The sequence below is a fragment of the Hyphomicrobium sp. NDB2Meth4 genome (assembly GCF_900117445.1).
Taxonomy (GTDB): Bacteria; Pseudomonadota; Alphaproteobacteria; order Rhizobiales; family Hyphomicrobiaceae; genus Hyphomicrobium_A.
Map to the genome: position 1 here is coordinate 573051 of NZ_FPEJ01000001.1, position 17200 is coordinate 590250.

The following is a 17200-nucleotide window of genomic DNA, read 5'->3' on the forward strand; positions in this document are numbered from 1 at the left end:
GCCCTCCGCGAGGCGGTAAATCCACATTTGCCACTTCTGGGCTCCCCGTGCACCATAAGAGCCCTTTCCGGCCGTGGATTAACGGTGCGCAGCCCGCGTTGACTTGACGCCAGCGAGCCCGTATAAGCCCGCCAATCCTTAAGAAGCATAGGGCCCGCGCCGACGGCGATCGCCTCGGTCGGCAGCCCTTTTCGCGACGGGCACTGGAGCTGTATCGTGAAGCGCACTTACCAACCGAGCCGGCTCGTCCGCAAGCGTCGCCACGGCTTTCGCAAGCGGATGCTGACCAAAGGCGGGATCCGCGTGATCAATCGCCGGCGCGCCAAGGGCCGCAAGCGCCTGTCGGCCTGAACGGGTGGGACCAACCCTCCTGTCGGCCGCCGTCATGCGCAGCCCTGGACGGACAGGGAACCTGCGCAGTGGCACCTGCTACCCTAAAAAAGCGCAGCGAATTTCTATGGGTCCGAGGCGGCCGGCGCTGGAGTGCGCCGACGTTCGTCTTGGAGGCCCGCGCGCGCCGCGACGAGCCAGAGCCAGGGCCCGCCCGCTTTGGATTTACCGTGTCGAAGAAGGTCGGCGGCGCCGTTCAGCGCAACCGCATCCGGCGCCGGTTCCGCGCGCTGACGGCCGCCCTGCGAGCCGATCAGATGCTCCCCGGCTTCGATTACGTGATCATAGCTCGCACCGGCGCCATAGACCGCGCCTTTCCCGATCTTCGGGCGGACCTCGATTTAGCTCTCACCCGCGTTCATCAACCCCCGGGGCAAAAGCGCCGGGGATCGAAGAATGCATGACTTCCGACTTTGCGTTCGGATGCTCTCGGAGTATTGGCACTAGCGCCCAGATGAGCGCAGGTGCCGCCCATCGCTTGATTGCGGTTGGCTCCATCGGGCAACGAGAACGGCGCGCTGAGGACCAATGAAGTCGCAAGATCCCGATCAACAACGAAATCTCCTGATCGCCGTCGCCCTGTCGATGGCCGTTTTGCTCGGCTGGCAGTTCTTCTACGCCGGCCCGAAGCTGAAAGAGGAGCAGGCGCGCCAGCAGGCCCAGCAAGAGCTTCTGAAGAAGGAAGTCGAGGCAAAGGCCGTCCCGGGTAAAGAGCTTTCCCAGCCGGCGAGCCCGTCGATGGGCATCCCCGGGGCTTCGGCTTCTCCGAGCGACACCGCCATCAAGACCTCGCCGCGCCTCGCCATTGAAACGCCGTCTGTCCGCGGGTCCATCGCGCTGCGCTCCGGTCGATTCGACGACCTGGTGCTCGTCAAATATCACGAGACGGTCGACCCCAAGAGCCCCAACGTCGTTCTTCTGGCGCCCAACGACGCGCCGCATCCTTATTTTGCCGAGTTCGGCTGGGTTCCCGCCGCAGGATCGAACCTGAAAGTCCCTGATCGCGACACGCTCTGGCAGGGATCGGGCACACTGACGCCTTCGACGCCCGTCACCCTCACCTGGGACAACGGCGCGGGCATCATCTTCAAGCGTACCGTTTCCGTCGACGACAACTACATGTTCAAGCTTGTCGACGAGATCGAGAACAAGACGGGCGCCGCCATCTCGCTGGCGCCCTATGCACGCGTGCACCGCTACGGCACGCCCAAGCTCGAGCACAATTGGATCCTTCACGAAGGTCTGATTGGCGTCATCGGCGCCCAGGGCGAACAGCGGGCCACCTATTCCAACTCGGTCGAAAACGGCACCCAGACGTTCGAGCCGGCAACCGGCGGCTGGCTCGGCTTCACCGAGAAGTACTGGGCCTCGACCGTCATCCCCGAGCAGAACGCCCAGTATCGCGCCACATTCTCGGCTCAGCCGCCTAAGCTGCCCAGCGAGCAGGCCTCGTACCAGGCCGACTACATGCGCGACATGATCACCGTTGCGCCCGGCGAAACCGGCAAGGTGTCCTCGCAGCTCTTTGCCGGCGCCAAGCAGATGCAGCTGCTGCAGCAGTATCAGGCCGCCGGCGTGCAGCAGTTCGACCTGCTGATCGACTGGGGCTGGTTCTTCTTCTTCACCAAGCCGCTGTTCCGGCTGATGGAGCTGATCAACTCGTACGTCCACAACTTCGGCGTCACGATTCTCATCCTCACCGTGCTCGTCCGCCTCGCCTTCTTCCCGCTCGCCAACAAGCAGTACGCTGCAATGGCGAAGATGAAGAAGCTGCAGCCGCAGATGGAGCAGCTCCGCGAACACTACAAGGACGACAAGGTCAAGCAGCAGCAAGAGCTGATGGACCTCTATCGCCGCGAGAAGGTGAACCCGGTCGCAGGCTGCTTGCCGATCCTCCTGCAGATCCCGGTGTTCTTCGCACTCTATAAGGTGCTCTACATCACCATCGACATGCGGCACGCGCCGTTCTTCGGCTGGATCAAGGACCTTTCCGCGCCCGATCCGACGTCGCTGTTCAACCTGTTCGGCCTTCTGCCGTTCGCCGTGCCGGAGTTCCTGCACATCGGCGTCTGGCCGCTGGTCATGGGCATCACGATGTGGCTGCAGATGCAGCTCAATCCTCAGCAGCCCGACCCGGTTCAGCAACAGCTCTTCAACTGGATGCCCGTTATCTTCACCTTCCTGCTCGCCTCGTTCCCGGCAGGTCTCGTGATCTACTGGGCCTGGAGCAACACGCTCTCGCTGGGCCAGCAGTTCTACATCATGAAGAAGCATGGAGCCGAGGTTCACCTTGCTGGCAACATCTCCCGCCAGTTCCGATCATTGACCGGACTGGCTGGAAAAGGCGCCGACTTGGTGAAACGTCGAAAGAGCGACTGATCGCAACCGCTCGATAGGAGCACAGAGGCGCTGCCATGACCGAGCTCGACCAATCGCTGCTCGATGCTGGAGAGCGCCTCTTCGAGCGCCGCTGGCAACTTTTGAAGAGCGTGCCGGCGCTCGAATTCCTTCCGCCTGCCGACCGGCCCGAGATCGCCTTTGCCGGCCGCTCCAACGTCGGCAAGTCGAGCCTCATCAACGCGCTCGTTCGCCAGAACGGCCTCTGCCGCACCTCCAACACGCCCGGCCGCACCCAGGAGCTGAACTACTTCGAGAGCCCTGGCGATCCGCTCTTCATCGTCGACATGCCGGGGTACGGCTACGCCAAGGCCCCGGTCGAGAAAGTCGCCGCCTGGGGCGCTCTGGTGACCGACTATCTGCGCGGCCGCACCACGCTCGCCCGCGTATTTCTGCTGATCGACGCTCGCCACGGCATCAAGCCGACCGACGAGCAGATCGCCGAGATCCTCGATGACGCCGCCGTCACCTACCAAGTGGCCCTCACCAAGATCGACAAGATCAACGAGACCGACTTGGCCAAGGTGCGCGAGGCAACCGAGCGAAAGATCGCCAAGCACCCCGCCGCATTCCCGGTCGTGATCGAGACGTCAGCAGAAAAGAACATCGGCGTCACCGAACTGCGCGCCACCATCGCCGGCATCGTCGCCGACCGCGCCTGACAACGCGGCAGCGCTATCTTTCGCGCTCAGCCCGAGATCATCTTCCCGAGCATGGCGAATGCCCCTTCGCCGAACTTGGCGAGCAGGCCGCCCGCCACAGCCGCGACACCCCAGCCGATCCAGCGCGATGCGACTTGTCCATAGTTGGTGCGCACGCGCACCGTGATCACCTGATCGGGCAGCGCCGTCTCCGCCACCATCCCGTCGGCACTCATCGTGCGCGCCGAGATGATGAGTTGCAGCCGCTTGCGTCCCGCATCGCGTGGCGTCACATGCCAGCGCCAGCTCGCGAAGTCATCCTCGGACAGCAGCGCGCTGCGCTCGATCCACTGAGTTTCCGGTGACGCCGTCTCGATGAAAAATCCACCGTCCGGCGCCCGCAGCCGCACCGACATCGCCTTCGTAATCGCCACGTCGTGCTGGTAAGCGGCTCCGCCGCCCTGCAGCCCCTCGGCCAGCGCCTTGACGTCGGCGCGCGCAATCCTGACTTCGATCATCGCCGGCACGGCGACACGCATCGAGCGCGGAATATTCTCGACCAGCTGGCCGATCTCGGCGCGCGGCGCGGGATGCCGGCTGCCTGGCCGTTGCATCTGCGGTGGCGCCTGACGGTTCGCCTGAAACCCTGGAGGAGAGGCCCCGCCCGGGAAAGACTGCGCCGCGACGGGCCGCTCTGGCTCCGGCCATGGAGCCAGCGGCGGCGGCCCGCCCGGGGCTTGGGGCGGCATCGGCGCCGGCGCATAGGCCTCCCGCGGCATCGGCGGGCGGGCGGGATAGGGCGGCCGCTCAGCCCCAACGTCGGGTGTCGGCGGCGGTGCCCAGCCCTCATGCGGGCTCGGCATCGGCACCGGAGGTGGGAACGGCGGAGAGGCCGGCATAGAAGGTGGCGGTGCATAGCCGCGATGGCGCTGCTCTCGCTCTGCGTAACCGCCCTCGTCGTAGTCCGGAGCGGCGAAGCTCTCGTCCTGCCCGTAGTCAGCCTGATTGCCGTAGTTGGCTTGGTCGTATCTCGCCTGCTCTTCGTAGGGCTCAGGTGCGTATTCGTTCTGCCCATAGGGCGCTCGCGTCGGCTCGCGGTGCTGAGGCTCATACGCTGGAGTAGATGCGCCTTCTCGCGCCCGCGGCTCCACCGGTTGAGTGACAGGGGGAGGCGGCGGTTGGAACGCTGGCTCTCGCATCGCAGGTGGCGCCGGCGGGTTCACTGGCGCCGCTGGCGGCGGTTGCCTGTGCGTCATCGGGGGCGCAGCCGCAGGAGGCGCCGTGCGAGGTACAGGCTCCGGCTCGAAATGTGGCTCGCGCCGCTCGAAGTCCTCGCCCTCCCCTTCCTCGCCCTCGTAGTGATCCTCGCCGGCCTCGTGCGATTCGAGTTCCGGCTCCTCGTGCACTTCCTCGCGGTGTGCCGGGCGCCCGCCCGTGCGCGACTGCACCCGCTCGCGCGCGCTCGCTAGGATGGACTCGGCGTCCGGCTGCGGCAGCGGCCTTGCAGGAGGCGCAGTGGGTGGCTCTGGAGCGGCGGCTGGCTTGCTCTGTAGCGCCCGGATCGCCGCTTCGAACGTCAGCCCCTGCGAACTCAGCACATGCGCCGCGGCACTTTTGCCATCGCCGATGATCGCCGCCAGCACGATGGCGCCATTGATCTCGCGCCGACGCCCGCCGCGCGCAGCGGCCGCAGCGGCTTCGAGAATGCGCTTCAAGTCCCCCGCCACCATCAGGTCCCGCTCTGGACCCTGTGGCCGCGTCGGCAGCGCGCTGAGATGCCGCCCGATCTCAGTGGTGAGTTCCGACAGATTGACGTTGCTCGCTGCCAGCACCAGCACCGCGTCCGGGTCGTCGCACAGCGCCAGCAGGATGTGCTCGAGCGTGACCTCGCCGTGCCCTTGCGCGCGCGCGTACTCGGTCGCCCGCGACAGCGACGCGGCGAGTCCGGACGACATGGCGATACGGCTCAAGCCGTCGGCGTTCATGAACGAGCTTCCCCTGGATGGTGGGAGGATGCGGAAAGGAGGGTCTTAATCCCGGTCACCGCTGAGTTGAATAGCGCACTTTTCTCCCATCTTCTCTAGCAGGTGAATGCGGGGGAAATTCGTTGCAGGCTGGCGGCGCAAAGTCACGGCGGGAATCAGCGTGAGCTTAAGATGCTGGGGCTTGGCGACGCGGGCCGCGTCGGTATAAGTGCAGGCCTCCAGTTGTGTAGACTTCCATTGTCGGGCCGGCGCTATCCGGCAGCAGCAAATTCGGGCCAGGAATATGAAGCCGACAACGCCGCCTCAAGGTGCCTCCGACCAAAGCCCCTCTCCGCACCTTCAGGCCCGCATCCTGGCCGAGGCGCTGCCGCACCTCATCCAGTACGACGAGCAGACCGTTGTCATAAAGTTCGGCGGCCACGCCATGGGTGACTCGGCGCTCTCCGACGCCTTCGCCCAGGATATCGTCTACCTGAAGCAGTCAGGCGTTAACCCTATCGTGGTGCACGGCGGCGGCCCGCAGATCGCCGGCATGCTCAAGAAGCTGGAGATTAAATCCGACTTCGTGAATGGGCTGCGCGTCACCGACAAGCCCACGGTCGAGGTCGTCGAGATGGTCCTCTCCGGCCTCATCAACAAAGACATCGTCTCGGCCATCAATCGCCAGGGCGGCAAGGCGGTCGGCATCAGCGGCAAGGATGCCAATCTGATGATCGCCAAGAAGATCACCGAGATGCCCGACCCCGAATCGAACCTCATGAAGGCAGTTGATCTCGGCTACGTCGGCGACCCGATCGAGGTGAACCCGCACATCGTCGACGTGATCTCGAAATCCGATCTCATTCCGGTCATCGCTCCCGTCGGCATCGGCCGCGACGGCGAAACGCTGAACATCAACGCCGACACCTTCGCCAGCGCCCTCGCCGCCCGCATGAAGGCCAAGCGCCTGCTGCTGCTGACCGACGTCGAAGGCGTGCTCGACAAGAACAAGAGCCTGATCTCCCAGCTCACCATCGAGGATGCCCGCCAGCTCATCAAAGATGGCGTCATCTCCGGCGGCATGATCCCCAAGATCGAAGGCTGCATCGAGGTTGTGGAAGCAGGCGTCGAAGCCGTCGTCATCATCGATGGCCGCGTCCCGCACTGCGTGTTGCTGGAGTTGTTCACCTCGCACGGCGTCGGCACGTTGCTCGGCCGCGCACGCCGCCGGCCCCAGGCAGCCGCCGAATGAGCGCAACCCGCACCGATGGGTTTGAGGGTCGTAGCACCGGCATCACAGATCAATCGCCAGCGATCACTGACGATGCGGCCTCGATGAAGGGCCGCTTCGACGCAACCCGTGTCTGGATTTTCGACCTCGACAACACGCTGTACCCATCGAAGTGCAATCTCTTCGCCGAGGTCGACCAGCGCATGGGGCAGTTCATCGCCAAGCTGCTGGACGTTCCGTTCGAGCACGCCCGCTACCTGCAGAAGCGCTACTATCACGACTACGGCACCACGCTCACCGGCCTCATCAAGCTGCACAAGATCGACCCGCACGCCTTCCTCGAATACGTGCACGACATCGATCTCGCCCCGCTGAGCGAAAGCCCTGAGCTCGCCAGCGCGCTCCAAGCGCTGCCCGGCCGCCGCATCATCTTCACCAACGGCTCGCGCCGCCACGCCGAACGCGTCGCCGAGAAGCTGGGCGTTCTCCACCTGATGGAAGACATTTGCGACATCGCCGCGTGCGAGTTCATTGCCAAGCCATCGCCCGACGCCTTCAATCGCATGGTCCAGCGCCACGGCGTCATGGCACCCGAAGCGGCAATGTTCGAGGATATGCCCCATAACCTCGAAGCCGCGCACGCACTCGGCATGACGACCGTGCTCGTGCGCTCCGACTACATGGACCACCCCGCGCAAGCCGAGATGCGCAAGTGGCGCGCGCTCCCAGAGCACATCCACCACGCAACCGACGACCTCACCGAATTCCTTGAAGCGCTGCGCAAGCGCTAAGACCGGTACGCCCTGCAGGGCTTCGCCGCCGTCAGGCGGCAAGGGCGCAAGGCGCCCCGGCGCGAGCGCCGGCCATCAGCTCGCGCGACGTTAGACGCCCGACAATTCTCTCGAAACTCGTAGCAGAAAAGAAAAAACTACCGCGTCGGAACCGGCGTCTCGCCGCGATAGTCGTAAAAGCCGCGCTTCGTCTTGCGGCCGAGCCAACCCGCCTCGACGTACTTCACGAGCAGCGGACACGGGCGATACTTCGAATCCGACAAGCCCTCGTAAAGAACCTGCATCACCGACAGACACGTATCGAGACCGATGAAGTCGGCAAGCTCCAGCGGCCCCATAGGATGGTGCGCGCCAAGCCGCATCGCCTTGTCGATCGCCTCCACCGTTCCGACACCCTCATAGAGCGTGTACACGGCTTCGTTGATCATCGGCAGCAGGATGCGATTGACGATGAAGGCCGGGAAATCCTCGCTCACCGCCACCGTCTTGTGGAGACTCTCGACGAACGACTTCGTGACCGTGAACGTCTCGTCGTCGGTCGCGATGCCGCGGATCAGCTCCACCAGCTCCATCAGCGGCACCGGATTCATGAAGTGCATGCCGATGAAGTGCTCGGGCCGGTCCGTCGTCGAGGCAAGACGCGTGATCGAGATCGACGACGTGTTCGTCGCAAGCAGCGTACCAGGCTTCAGATACGAGCAGACGTCGGTGAAGATCTTGCGCTTCAGGCCCTCTTCCTCGGTGGCGGCCTCGATGACGAGGTCGCAGTCGCCGAAAGATTCGAAATTCGGTGCAAAACCGATGCGCTTCAGCGCCGGCGCGACATCATCGGCTTCGATGAGGCCCTTCTCCGCCTGGCGGTTCATGAACTTCTCGATGGTGCGGACCGACTCGTCGACCCGCTCCTTCTTCAGATCATTGAGCGCCACCGAATAGCCGGACAGCGCGATGACGTGGGCAATGCCGGTGCCCATCTGCCCTGCGCCGATTATGCCGACCTTCTTGATGACCTGGGGAGTCTTGTGTTCGCCCTTCGGCTTGTCCGCCGATTTGACCGCCACGTTCATTTCCGCAAGTCCTTCTGATCCGAAGCCCGATTTGTCCGCTACTAGCCGGCCTTCTTCAGCTCAGCTTCAAGCTCCGGCAAAGCTTGAAACAGGTCGGCGACGAGACCGTAGTCGGCGACCTGGAAGATAGGCGCCTCGCCGTCCTTGTTGATCGCAACGATGATCTTGGAATCTTTCATGCCGGCGAGATGCTGGATCGCACCCGAAATGCCGACCGCCATGTAGAGGTCCGGCGCCACGACCTTGCCGGTCTGGCCGACCTGCATGTCGTTCGGCACGAAGCCGGCATCGACCGCCGCGCGCGAAGCACCGACTGCCGCCCCGATCGCATCAGCCACCGGCTCGATGTACTTCTTGAAGTTCTCTCCCGAGGCCAGCCCGCGACCACCCGAAACGATGATCCGCGCCGAAGTCAGCTCCGGTCGATCCGACTTCGTCAGCTCGGCCTTCTCGAAGCTCGACAAGCCGACAGCACCCGGCGGCGTCACGTCTTCGATAGGTGCCGATCCGCCCTCGCCCGCGTCGGGGAAGGCCGAGATACGCACCGTGATGACTTTCTTTCCTTCCGGCGCCTGCACCGTCTGGATGGCATTGCCCGCATAGATCGGCCGCTCGAACGTGTCCGGCGAGACGACCTTGGTGATGTCGGAGATCTGCATAACGTCGAGCACGGCCGCAACGCGCGGCGTCACGTTCTTGCCCGACGTCGTCGCCGGCGCCACCAGCACGTCATAGTTGCCCATCAGCGACCCGACGAGCGCCGCCGTTTCTTCGGCGAGACCGTGCTCCAGCTGCGGCGCATCGGCCAGCAGCACCTTGGAAACACCAGCGATCTTTGCCGCCGCTTCGGCAGCCGGCTTGGCGTTGTGACCCGCGACGAGCACGTGAATGTCGCCACCGATCTGCTTTGCCGCCGCCACAGCCTTACCGGTCGCCGGCTGAAGTTCGCCGTTCGTGTGCTCGGCCAACAGAAGAATTGCCATCAGAGCACTCCGGCTTCGGCTTTGAGTTTCTGCACCAGCTCGGCAACGCTGCCGACCTTCACGCCCGCCTTGCGCGTCGCCGGTTCGGAGATCTTCAGAACCTTGAGGCGCGGGCTGATGTCGACGCCGAAGTCGTCCGGCTTCTTGGTGTCGAGCGGCTTCTTCTTCGCCTTCATGATATTCGGCAGCGAAGGATAGCGCGGCTCGTTGAGACGCAGGTCGGTGCTCACCACGGCCGGTAGCTTCAAGCGCACCGTTTCCAGGCCACCGTCGACCTCGCGCGTGACGACGGCAGCGCCGTCAGCGATCTCGAGCTTGGAAGCGAACGTGCCCTGCGCCCATCCGAGCAGCGCCGAGAGCATCTGTCCGGTCTGGTTGCAGTCGTCGTCGATCGCCTGCTTGCCGAGAATGACGATGCCCGGCTGCTCCGCCTCGACGATGCCCTTGAGAATCTTCGCAACCGCGAGCGGCTCGACTGGCGCGTCTGGCGTCTCAACGAGGATGCCACGATCGGCGCCGATAGCGAGCGCAGTGCGGATCGTCTCCTGCGCCTTCGCCGGACCAATCGAAACGATGACGACCTCGGTTGCCACGCCCTTTTCTTTCAGGCGTACGGCTTCTTCGACTGCGATCTCGTCGAAGGGGTTCATCGACATCTTCACATTAGCGAGATCGATACCCGAGCCATCCGGCTTAACACGAATCTTAACGTTGTAATCAACGACCCTTTTGACCGGCACCAGGATCTTCATGCCGTCGGCTCTCCAAGCGTTCTTTGATGGTCTACTGACTTCGAGGATATCGCTTGTGCGGCGCGACGCCGAAGCGCCCGATCACGCGAATTCCCCAGTCGCAGGCCTTGTGTTTGCTCTATTCGCAACTGCGAAAAGAGAACCTACGAGGGCGCAGAATGCAAGTCAATTGGGCGCACTTTGCCCATACCGCGGCCAATTATGCTCGCTAGGATGCCAAAGGCGCGGGAACTTCAGGCAGGCTGAGCGCCCCGGTCGAACAGCGGAACGCCCGGTCTACGCATGAATAGGATCAGCACCGCACCGGCAATCAGGCCGCCAATGTGCGCCCACCACGCAACCGGCCCCACGTCCGGCATCGAAACCATGACGACTTGCACCAGGATCCAGAGGCCGAGCACCAGCCCCGCCGTAATGCGCAACGGGATCACCTTGAACGCCAGCACCCACACGTTGACGCGCGGATGCAGCATCAGGTAGGCGGCGATCACCCCCGCAACCGCCCCGCTGGCGCCGATGAGCGGCAGGTCGCTGTCCGGCACCATCCACGAGTGGAACAGCGCCGCGAACACACCGCACGCCAGATAGAAGATCAGGAAGCGAATATGCCCCATCGCGTCTTCTACGTTGTCGCCGAACACCCACAGAAACAGCATGTTCCCGACGAGGTGGAACAGGTCTGCGTGAAAGAACATGTAGGTAAGGAGCGTTGCTCCCGTGCTGACCCCGTGCTCTCCGTCGCCGAACGAGGTCGGCGCCAGCACTACAGTCGTGCCGAACAAATCTCGCGGCGTGACGCCGAAGCTCGCCACCGCGGCTTCGCTCATGCCGCTCATCTCTAACAGGAAAACCAATACGTTCACCGCGATCAGCGAAACGGTGACGTATTGAAAGGGGATGGATTTCAGCGAGTTGTCATCGCGCAGCGGAATGAACACGGAGGGCCTGCCAGGCTTGAAAAACCGGTCACCGGTTCTGCCCCGGGACCCAAAGCACGTCACTTCGGCCGCGATCATTTACGTAGCGGCTGGCAACAAAAAGGAAATCCGATAAGCGATTGATATATTTGAGAGCTGCGGCACTGACTGGCTCGCTGGGATCTTCCGAGAGCTCCACCATGAGCCGCTCCGCCCGCCGCGACACGGTCCGCGCGACATGCAGCGCCGCCGCCGCCGGCGACCCGCCGGGCAGCACGAACGACCGCAGCGGCTTCAGCTCGGTATTCATCTCGTCGATCTCGTCCTCGAGCCGCTTCACCTGCCCGTCGCTCATGCGCAAGGGCTCGTATTCGAGCTTCTCGCCCCGGTCCGGCACGCAAAGATCAGCGCCGAGATCGAACAGATCGTTTTGTACGCGCAGCAGCTTGGCATCGAGGCCCGGATGTCCCGCTCCCAGGTGCACCCGCGCCATGCCGACGGTGGCGTTGGTCTCATCGACCGTCCCGTAAGCCGAAATCCGCAGCGCGTGCTTGGGCACACGCTCTCCGCTGCCGAGCGCAGTGGTCCCTTTGTCGCCCGTACGCGTGTAGATCTTGCTGAGTACGACCATTCGCTGCGACCCCAGTTGGCCTCAACACCGCACGGCGCACCGGGAGGGAGCGCCAGGGCAATGCTTAATGATAGTTATGAACTATGGCGAACAGCACGATGACCGTGATCGCAACCGCCTGCAAGCCGACGCGCCAGCGCATCAACTTCTGACTGCGGTTGGGGTTCGAGCCCCGCGACAGGTTCCAAAGTCCCAGCATGAGCACCACGACCACGGCCGCGACGGTCAAGGTCGTCAGGTGATATAAGGCAGTTTCCATAGGCGTTCAGGCTCCGTTCCAGCCATTCCTTACGCCCTCGCACCCCCGCCCGCAAACCGTATCGAATATTCAGCGAATCGTTGACCTTGCGGCGCAAGCCATTGGCAAGTTCATGCGCGCCATAATTGCCGTAATTGAGGCTTCTGGTGGTTCTTCGCCAGAACCTAGAGGGGGGAGGTAGCGGCCGTTGCACTTGGCTCGATCGATTTCTATTGCCGGGCTTTACTGCCTCGCCGCCGGCATTCCCGTTGGCATTGCGACCATTGCCCTCCCGCCGTTGACGCCCGCCTTTGCCCAGGCTCCCGACCAGGCCGAGGACGCTAAGCGGCGCCTGGAGACCAAGCGCAGCGAACTGGAAGACGTACAGAAGCGCACCAAGTCGCTCGAAACCGACGTCGATGAATTGGCTGCCGAGCGCCAGCGCATCAACTCGCGTTTGCTCGAAACCGCCGACCTCATCCAGAAGAGCGAAGCGCAGCTCACCATGATCGAGACACGCTTGGGTGAGTTGCAGGAGCAGGAGCGCATCCTCAAAGGCTCGCTCAACCAGCGCAACAGCCAAATCTCCAAGCTGCTCGCCGCCCTGCAGCGCATGGGACGCAACCCGCCGCCCGTTATGTTCACGCAGCGCGAGGATGCGCTCGAGATGGTCCGCAGCGCCATGCTCCTCTCCGCAGCGTTCCCCGAACTCGGTGAGCAGGCGAAGGTTCTGACGACGCGCCTCACCGAACTCGCGCGCGTGATGGGAGAAATCCGCTCGCAGCGCGATGAGCTGAAAACCGAGATGACCCGTCTGAGCGATGCGCGCACGCGTCTCGCCGGATTGATGGAAGAGAAGAAGGTCACGCTCGACCAGCGGCAATCCGAGCTGGCGCGCATGCGCTCGGCAGCCGCCGACATATCGCGCGGTGTGAAAGACTTGAACGAGCTGATCAGCAAGCTCGACCAGGCGGTGAAGGACAACACGGGCCTCGGAGCCTACGATGCGCGACAGAAGGAAGTCGCCGCAGCGAACATTACGCAAAATTCATCTGCGCCGCCGCAGGTCGCTCCCCCCGCACCGACAGCGCTTCCGCCCGTTCAAAAATCGCCACCCGCCGACGCCGCCAGTGGCACGTCCAAGGGTGTTGATGTCGTCGTGTTGAGCCCAGGTGCGACACTCGGGAATCCAGGCCGAATAAAGCCAGAAATCGCCTTTTCTCAGGCCACTGGGCGCCTTCCGCTACCCGCTCAAGGACGCCAGGTTTTAGGCTATGGCGAGAAAACTCAGTTCGGCGGCCAGTCGAAAGGTATAGTGCTGGAAACGCGCCAGGGTGCCCAAGTCACGTCACCATGCGATGGTTGGATCGTTTACGCTGGCGAGTTTCGTAGCTATGGCCAACTCTTGATCATCAACGCGGGCGGTGGCTATCATGTCCTGCTCGCGGGACTTTCGCAGATCGATGTCCAACCAGGCCAATTCGTTCTAGCCGCCGAGCCGGTAGGAACAATGACTGGTTGGCCTCAACAGTCTCAGCCCACGACAAGCAACGCCCCCGTTCTCTACGTTGAGTTTCGCAAGGACGGAAAGCCCGTAGACCCCGACCCATGGTGGGTGGCAGGTCATCGAAAGGTGCAAGGATAATGCGCAAGACGGAATTTGCATTCTGGACGTTCCTGCTGATGACCGGCCTTGCCGGCGCCACGACGCTTTTGAACGTCACGCGCACGTATTCAGCGACCACCGAGAACTCCGAACTCTATCGGCAGCTCGACCTGTTCGGCGATGTGCTTGAGCGCGTACGTTCCGACTACGTCGAGAAGCCCGACGACACCATGCTGATCGAATCCGCAATCAACGGCATGCTCTCGGCGCTGGATCCGCACTCGTCCTACCTCAGCCCCAAGAACTACCGCGACATGCAGGTGCAGACGCGCGGTGAGTTCGGTGGCCTCGGCATCGAGGTGACGATGGAGAACGGCATCGTCAAAGTCGTCTCGCCCATCGACGACACGCCCGCTTCCAAGGCAGGCCTCCAGGCTAACGACCTCATCACCCACCTCGACGGCGAGCAGATCGTCGGCCTGACGCTCGAGCAGGCGGTCGAGAAGATGCGCGGGCCCGTCAACACCCCCATCACGCTCACCATCGTGCGCAAGGGCACCGATGATCCCTTCGACGTGAAGGTCACGCGTGACATCATCCGCATCAACGCGGTGAAGGCGAACAACGAGAAAGACATCGCCTACATCAAGATCACCACCTTCAACGAGCAGACGCACGCCAACCTTGTGAAGGCCATCGAGAACGCCAAGAAGACGATCGGCAAGGACCTCAAGGGTTACATCATCGACCTGCGTAATAACCCAGGCGGTCTGCTCGACCAGGCGATCGCCGTCTCTGACGACTTCCTCGATCGTGGCGCCGTGGTGCTGACCAAGGGCCGCAATAACGAGGAGACGCAGCGCGCTCAGGCTCACCCTGGCGATCTGACCGACGGCAAGAAGATCGTCGTGCTGATCAACGGCGGCTCCGCCTCGGCTTCCGAGATCGTCGCCGGCGCCTTGCAGGACCACAAGCGCGCGACCATCGTCGGCACGCGCTCGTTCGGCAAAGGCTCGGTGCAGACGATCATCCCGCTGGGTGCCAACGGCGCCATCCGTCTGACGACCGCACGCTACTACACACCGTCCAACCGCTCGATCCAGGCCAAGGGCATCGATCCTGACATCCTCATCGAGCAGGAGCTGCCCGACGAGCTGAAGAAGAAGCAGACCTCGGCCGCCGATAGTTCCCGTGGCGAGGCGAGCCTGCGCGGCCATCTCCGTAACCCGGAGAACGGAGCCAGCGAGGACGGCAAGGAAGTGAAGGAAGTCTCGGGTTCGTCGGCCTACGTTCCCAAGGAGCCCGAGAAGGACACCCAGCTTCAGTACGCACTCTCGTTCCTGCGCGGCACGGCAACCGACGCCATCACGGCCAAGGCGACGCCGGCTCCGGCAACGGACGACGCCAAGGAAAAGGCGAAGAACTGACGGTCAACGCGCCTAGCACCCGATCGTCATGATGAAGCTTTAGATGGGCGCCACTGGCGCCCATCTTCTTTTGCGCCGCCACCCTTGCAGCATGGATGCCCTGCCATGACCAAACCTACGCCCGGCTACCGCCCTTGCGTCGGCATCACCGTGATCAACCCCGAAGGTCTCGTCTGGATCGGCCGGCGCGCCGATGCGCCCGGTGAGGAGGAAGGCCGTGGGGAATGGTGGCAGATGCCGCAAGGTGGCATTGATCCAGGCGAGGATCCTGCCGGCGCCGCCCTGCGCGAGCTCTACGAGGAAACCGGCATGCACACCGTTCGCATCCTCGGCGAGACCGACGGCTGGCTTCGCTACGACCTTCCGGACCATCTCATCGGTAAGGCTTGGGGCGGGCGCTATCGCGGGCAGGAGCAGAAATGGTTCGCCGTCCGCTTCCTCGGTGACGACAGCGAGATCGACATTGCCCCCCCGGCCGGCCACAAGCCCGAGTTCAGCGAGTGGAAATGGGCCCCACTTTCAGAGGTGACGAGCCTCATCGTTCCGTTCAAGCGCGACGTCTACGTCCACGTCGTCGAAGCCTTTAAAGGCCTTGCTGTGGCTGGGAATTGACGGCTTGGGCGCCACACAGGCGCAAATTTGGGCCAATAACGCCATAGAATGGCTGGATTTTTCATTCTAAACTGTCGCATGATTCGTTGATCAATGCCCTTGACAGGGAGCCGGTACCACCGCCCATGTCCGCACTCGCTCAATCGGAAAGCCTCGGTCTGCCGCTACGTCCATGCGTGGGCGTTGTGCTGTTCAACGCCGAAGGACTTGTTTGGGTCGGCCAACATACGCCGCGGTGGGCGCGCCAGCGGCAAGACATGGCTGCAAGCTTCTGGCAGCTCCCGCAGGGCGGCATCGAACCGCGTGAGCCTTCACGCGAAGCTGCATTCCGCGAGCTGTGGGAAGAGACCGGCGTGCGCAATGCCTCGCTGATCGGCGAGATCCCCGGCTGGCTCACCTATGAGCTCCCCTCCGAGCTTCTAGGCGTCGCATTGCAGGGCAAGTATGCCGGACATCGTCTGCGCTGGTACGCCATGCGTTTCGAAGGCACCGACAGCGAGATCGACATCCAGCCCAAGTCTCCTTCGATGAAGCGCGAGTTCGAAGCCTGGCAATGGGTGCCGCTGTCCGAGGTCTCACGCCTTGCGATGGACTTCCGCCGCCCCGTCTACGAGGAAGTGGCGCAGGAATTCGCTCGCTTCGCGCGCAGCTCTCCCACCCGCATAGCCGCCGAATAAAGTAATTTGGTACGGGGCGCCGTCGGAGCGCGCACGCGCCAATGCAGTCAGCATGCCGAGCTAAGCCCGGCATGCTGAGGAAAGGCGCCCGGCGCGGCCGCCGCATGCCAACCGCCGCACACCAAGCCTCTTTCAGCCTGTGTCAGCTAAAAAAAACTAGCTCTTCAGCTGCATGCGCTTGAGCACGTCGAGCAGCCCCTCGGCAACCATGCGCGCATGATCGTCCTTGGCCGCCGCGAGCTGCTCTTCGGCAGCCCTCAGCTCGCTGGCGAGCCGCTCACCCGTCAGCTCTTCCAGCGGCACAGCCGTCTGAGCGAGGATCGTGAGGCGGTCAGGATCCGCCTCCGCGACGCCCTTCTTCACCAGCAGGCGCTGGCTCCCCTGCGGCAGCGTCACTTCGAGCACGCCCGGGCGCAGCGTCGAAATGAAAGGCGAGTGCCCCGCAAGAACCGCGAAGTCGCCTTCCGCACCCGGCACTACGACCTGGTTGGCCTCGCCTGAGAACACGAGACGCTCAGGCGTCACCAGCTCGAAATTTAATGTCGCTGCCATGACCTAGTCTATCCTGTCAGTCGTCGAGGCCGTTGTCGCCGGTCTTGCTGCGAACGTCTTCCACGTCCTGCAGCTTCGTCCCGCAGAACGGGCAGAAGAAGAGCGGGTGGTCCACCATGCCCGGCTCCTCGTCTTCGAGATCGATGAGCCCCACCGACATGTAAAGCACGCCGTCGTCGCCGACGGTGATCAGCGGCTCGAACTCCTCGCCGCTCATCGCATCTTTCAGCTCCTCGCAGCAGGAGCCGAAGTCACCACCAGCCGGTGCGTCCACAGCCATGATCTTTGTCCCTCTTATTGGCTCGAATAGAGCCCGTTCGTTGT

At 63.4% G+C, this 17200-nt stretch carries 19 protein-coding genes; 10 read left to right on the top strand and 9 right to left on the bottom strand.

Features of this window, described 5'->3' with window-relative positions:
• Positions 1-216 precede the first annotated feature (216 nt).
• From rpmH to yihA, 4 genes are all read left to right on the top strand, one after another.
• Positions 217-351 (top strand): 50S ribosomal protein L34, encoded by a 135-nt coding sequence (rpmH, locus tag NDB2M4_RS02650; protein WP_072369699.1) that lies wholly within the window; start codon positions 217-219, stop codon positions 349-351.
• A gap of 68 nt (positions 352-419) precedes the next feature.
• Positions 420-794 (top strand): ribonuclease P protein component, encoded by a 375-nt coding sequence (rnpA, locus tag NDB2M4_RS02655; protein ID WP_072369702.1) that lies wholly within the window; start codon positions 420-422, stop codon positions 792-794.
• Between the two features lie 124 nt (positions 795-918).
• A complete protein-coding gene (yidC, locus tag NDB2M4_RS02660) occupies positions 919-2769 on the top strand; it encodes a membrane protein insertase YidC (protein WP_072369705.1) in 1851 nt (616 codons plus the stop codon).
• A gap of 35 nt (positions 2770-2804) precedes the next feature.
• Entirely contained in the window at positions 2805-3449 is a 645-nt protein-coding gene (yihA, locus tag NDB2M4_RS02665) for a ribosome biogenesis GTP-binding protein YihA/YsxC (RefSeq protein ID WP_072369708.1), read from the top strand.
• A gap of 26 nt (positions 3450-3475) precedes the next feature.
• Here yihA and NDB2M4_RS20575 read toward each other — a convergent pair whose 3' ends face one another.
• Positions 3476-5413 carry a Clp protease N-terminal domain-containing protein gene (locus NDB2M4_RS20575; RefSeq protein ID WP_072369711.1) on the bottom strand — a complete coding sequence of 646 codons (1938 nt, stop codon included), beginning with the start codon at positions 5411-5413 and terminating at the stop codon, positions 3476-3478.
• A 283-nt stretch (positions 5414-5696) separates the two neighbouring features.
• Here NDB2M4_RS20575 and argB point away from each other — a divergent pair, with 283 nt between their 5' ends.
• Both argB and NDB2M4_RS02680 read left to right on the top strand, forming a co-directional pair.
• Complete coding sequence (gene argB, locus NDB2M4_RS02675) at positions 5697-6644, top strand: acetylglutamate kinase (RefSeq protein WP_072369714.1); 948 nt, start codon at positions 5697-5699, stop codon at positions 6642-6644.
• Positions 6641-7414, top strand: coding sequence for a pyrimidine 5'-nucleotidase (locus NDB2M4_RS02680; protein ID WP_244536027.1), 774 nt, complete (start codon positions 6641-6643; stop codon positions 7412-7414). Before argB ends, NDB2M4_RS02680 begins: the two co-directional genes overlap by 4 nt.
• A 137-nt stretch (positions 7415-7551) precedes the next feature.
• Here the strand turns inward: NDB2M4_RS02680 and NDB2M4_RS02685 are convergent, their stop codons facing one another.
• The 6 genes from NDB2M4_RS02685 to NDB2M4_RS02710 form a co-directional block, all read right to left on the bottom strand.
• Complete coding sequence (locus tag NDB2M4_RS02685; RefSeq protein ID WP_072369717.1) at positions 7552-8481, bottom strand: 3-hydroxybutyryl-CoA dehydrogenase; 930 nt, start codon at positions 8479-8481, stop codon at positions 7552-7554.
• 41 nt (positions 8482-8522) lie between these two features.
• Entirely contained in the window at positions 8523-9464 is a 942-nt protein-coding gene (locus NDB2M4_RS02690) for an electron transfer flavoprotein subunit alpha/FixB family protein (protein WP_072369720.1), read from the bottom strand.
• Positions 9464-10216 carry an electron transfer flavoprotein subunit beta/FixA family protein gene (locus NDB2M4_RS02695; protein WP_072369723.1) on the bottom strand — a complete coding sequence of 251 codons (753 nt, stop codon included), beginning with the start codon at positions 10214-10216 and terminating at the stop codon, positions 9464-9466. Before NDB2M4_RS02695 ends, NDB2M4_RS02690 begins: the two co-directional genes overlap by 1 nt.
• A gap of 233 nt (positions 10217-10449) precedes the next feature.
• Positions 10450-11154, bottom strand: coding sequence for a rhomboid family intramembrane serine protease (locus tag NDB2M4_RS02700; protein ID WP_072369726.1), 705 nt, complete (start codon positions 11152-11154; stop codon positions 10450-10452).
• Between the two features lie 28 nt (positions 11155-11182).
• Positions 11183-11764, bottom strand: coding sequence for a cob(I)yrinic acid a,c-diamide adenosyltransferase (locus NDB2M4_RS02705; RefSeq protein ID WP_072369729.1), 582 nt, complete (start codon positions 11762-11764; stop codon positions 11183-11185).
• A 64-nt stretch (positions 11765-11828) separates the two neighbouring features.
• Positions 11829-12023: a twin transmembrane helix small protein gene (locus NDB2M4_RS02710; RefSeq protein ID WP_072369732.1), complete on the bottom strand. Its 195-nt coding sequence runs from the start codon at positions 12021-12023 to the stop codon at positions 11829-11831.
• Between the two features lie 187 nt (positions 12024-12210).
• Here NDB2M4_RS02710 and NDB2M4_RS02715 point away from each other — a divergent pair, with 187 nt between their 5' ends.
• The 4 genes from NDB2M4_RS02715 to NDB2M4_RS02730 all read left to right on the top strand — a co-directional run bounded on the left by NDB2M4_RS02715 (position 12211) and on the right by NDB2M4_RS02730 (position 16324).
• Positions 12211-13647 carry a murein hydrolase activator EnvC family protein gene (locus NDB2M4_RS02715; RefSeq protein ID WP_072369735.1) on the top strand — a complete coding sequence of 479 codons (1437 nt, stop codon included), beginning with the start codon at positions 12211-12213 and terminating at the stop codon, positions 13645-13647.
• Positions 13647-15035, top strand: coding sequence for a S41 family peptidase (locus NDB2M4_RS02720; protein ID WP_072369738.1), 1389 nt, complete (start codon positions 13647-13649; stop codon positions 15033-15035). Before NDB2M4_RS02715 ends, NDB2M4_RS02720 begins: the two co-directional genes overlap by 1 nt.
• Before the next feature lie 105 nt (positions 15036-15140).
• Positions 15141-15647: an RNA pyrophosphohydrolase gene (locus NDB2M4_RS02725; protein WP_072369741.1), complete on the top strand. Its 507-nt coding sequence runs from the start codon at positions 15141-15143 to the stop codon at positions 15645-15647.
• 125 nt (positions 15648-15772) lie between these two features.
• Positions 15773-16324: an RNA pyrophosphohydrolase gene (locus NDB2M4_RS02730; protein WP_072369744.1), complete on the top strand. Its 552-nt coding sequence runs from the start codon at positions 15773-15775 to the stop codon at positions 16322-16324.
• A 156-nt stretch (positions 16325-16480) separates the two neighbouring features.
• Here NDB2M4_RS02730 and NDB2M4_RS02735 read toward each other — a convergent pair whose 3' ends face one another.
• Positions 16481-16876 (bottom strand): F0F1 ATP synthase subunit epsilon, encoded by a 396-nt coding sequence (locus tag NDB2M4_RS02735; RefSeq protein ID WP_072369747.1) that lies wholly within the window; start codon positions 16874-16876, stop codon positions 16481-16483.
• A gap of 16 nt (positions 16877-16892) precedes the next feature.
• Positions 16893-17156 carry a hypothetical protein gene (locus tag NDB2M4_RS02740; RefSeq protein ID WP_072369750.1) on the bottom strand — a complete coding sequence of 88 codons (264 nt, stop codon included), beginning with the start codon at positions 17154-17156 and terminating at the stop codon, positions 16893-16895.
• Positions 17157-17200: the final 44 nt, after the last annotated feature.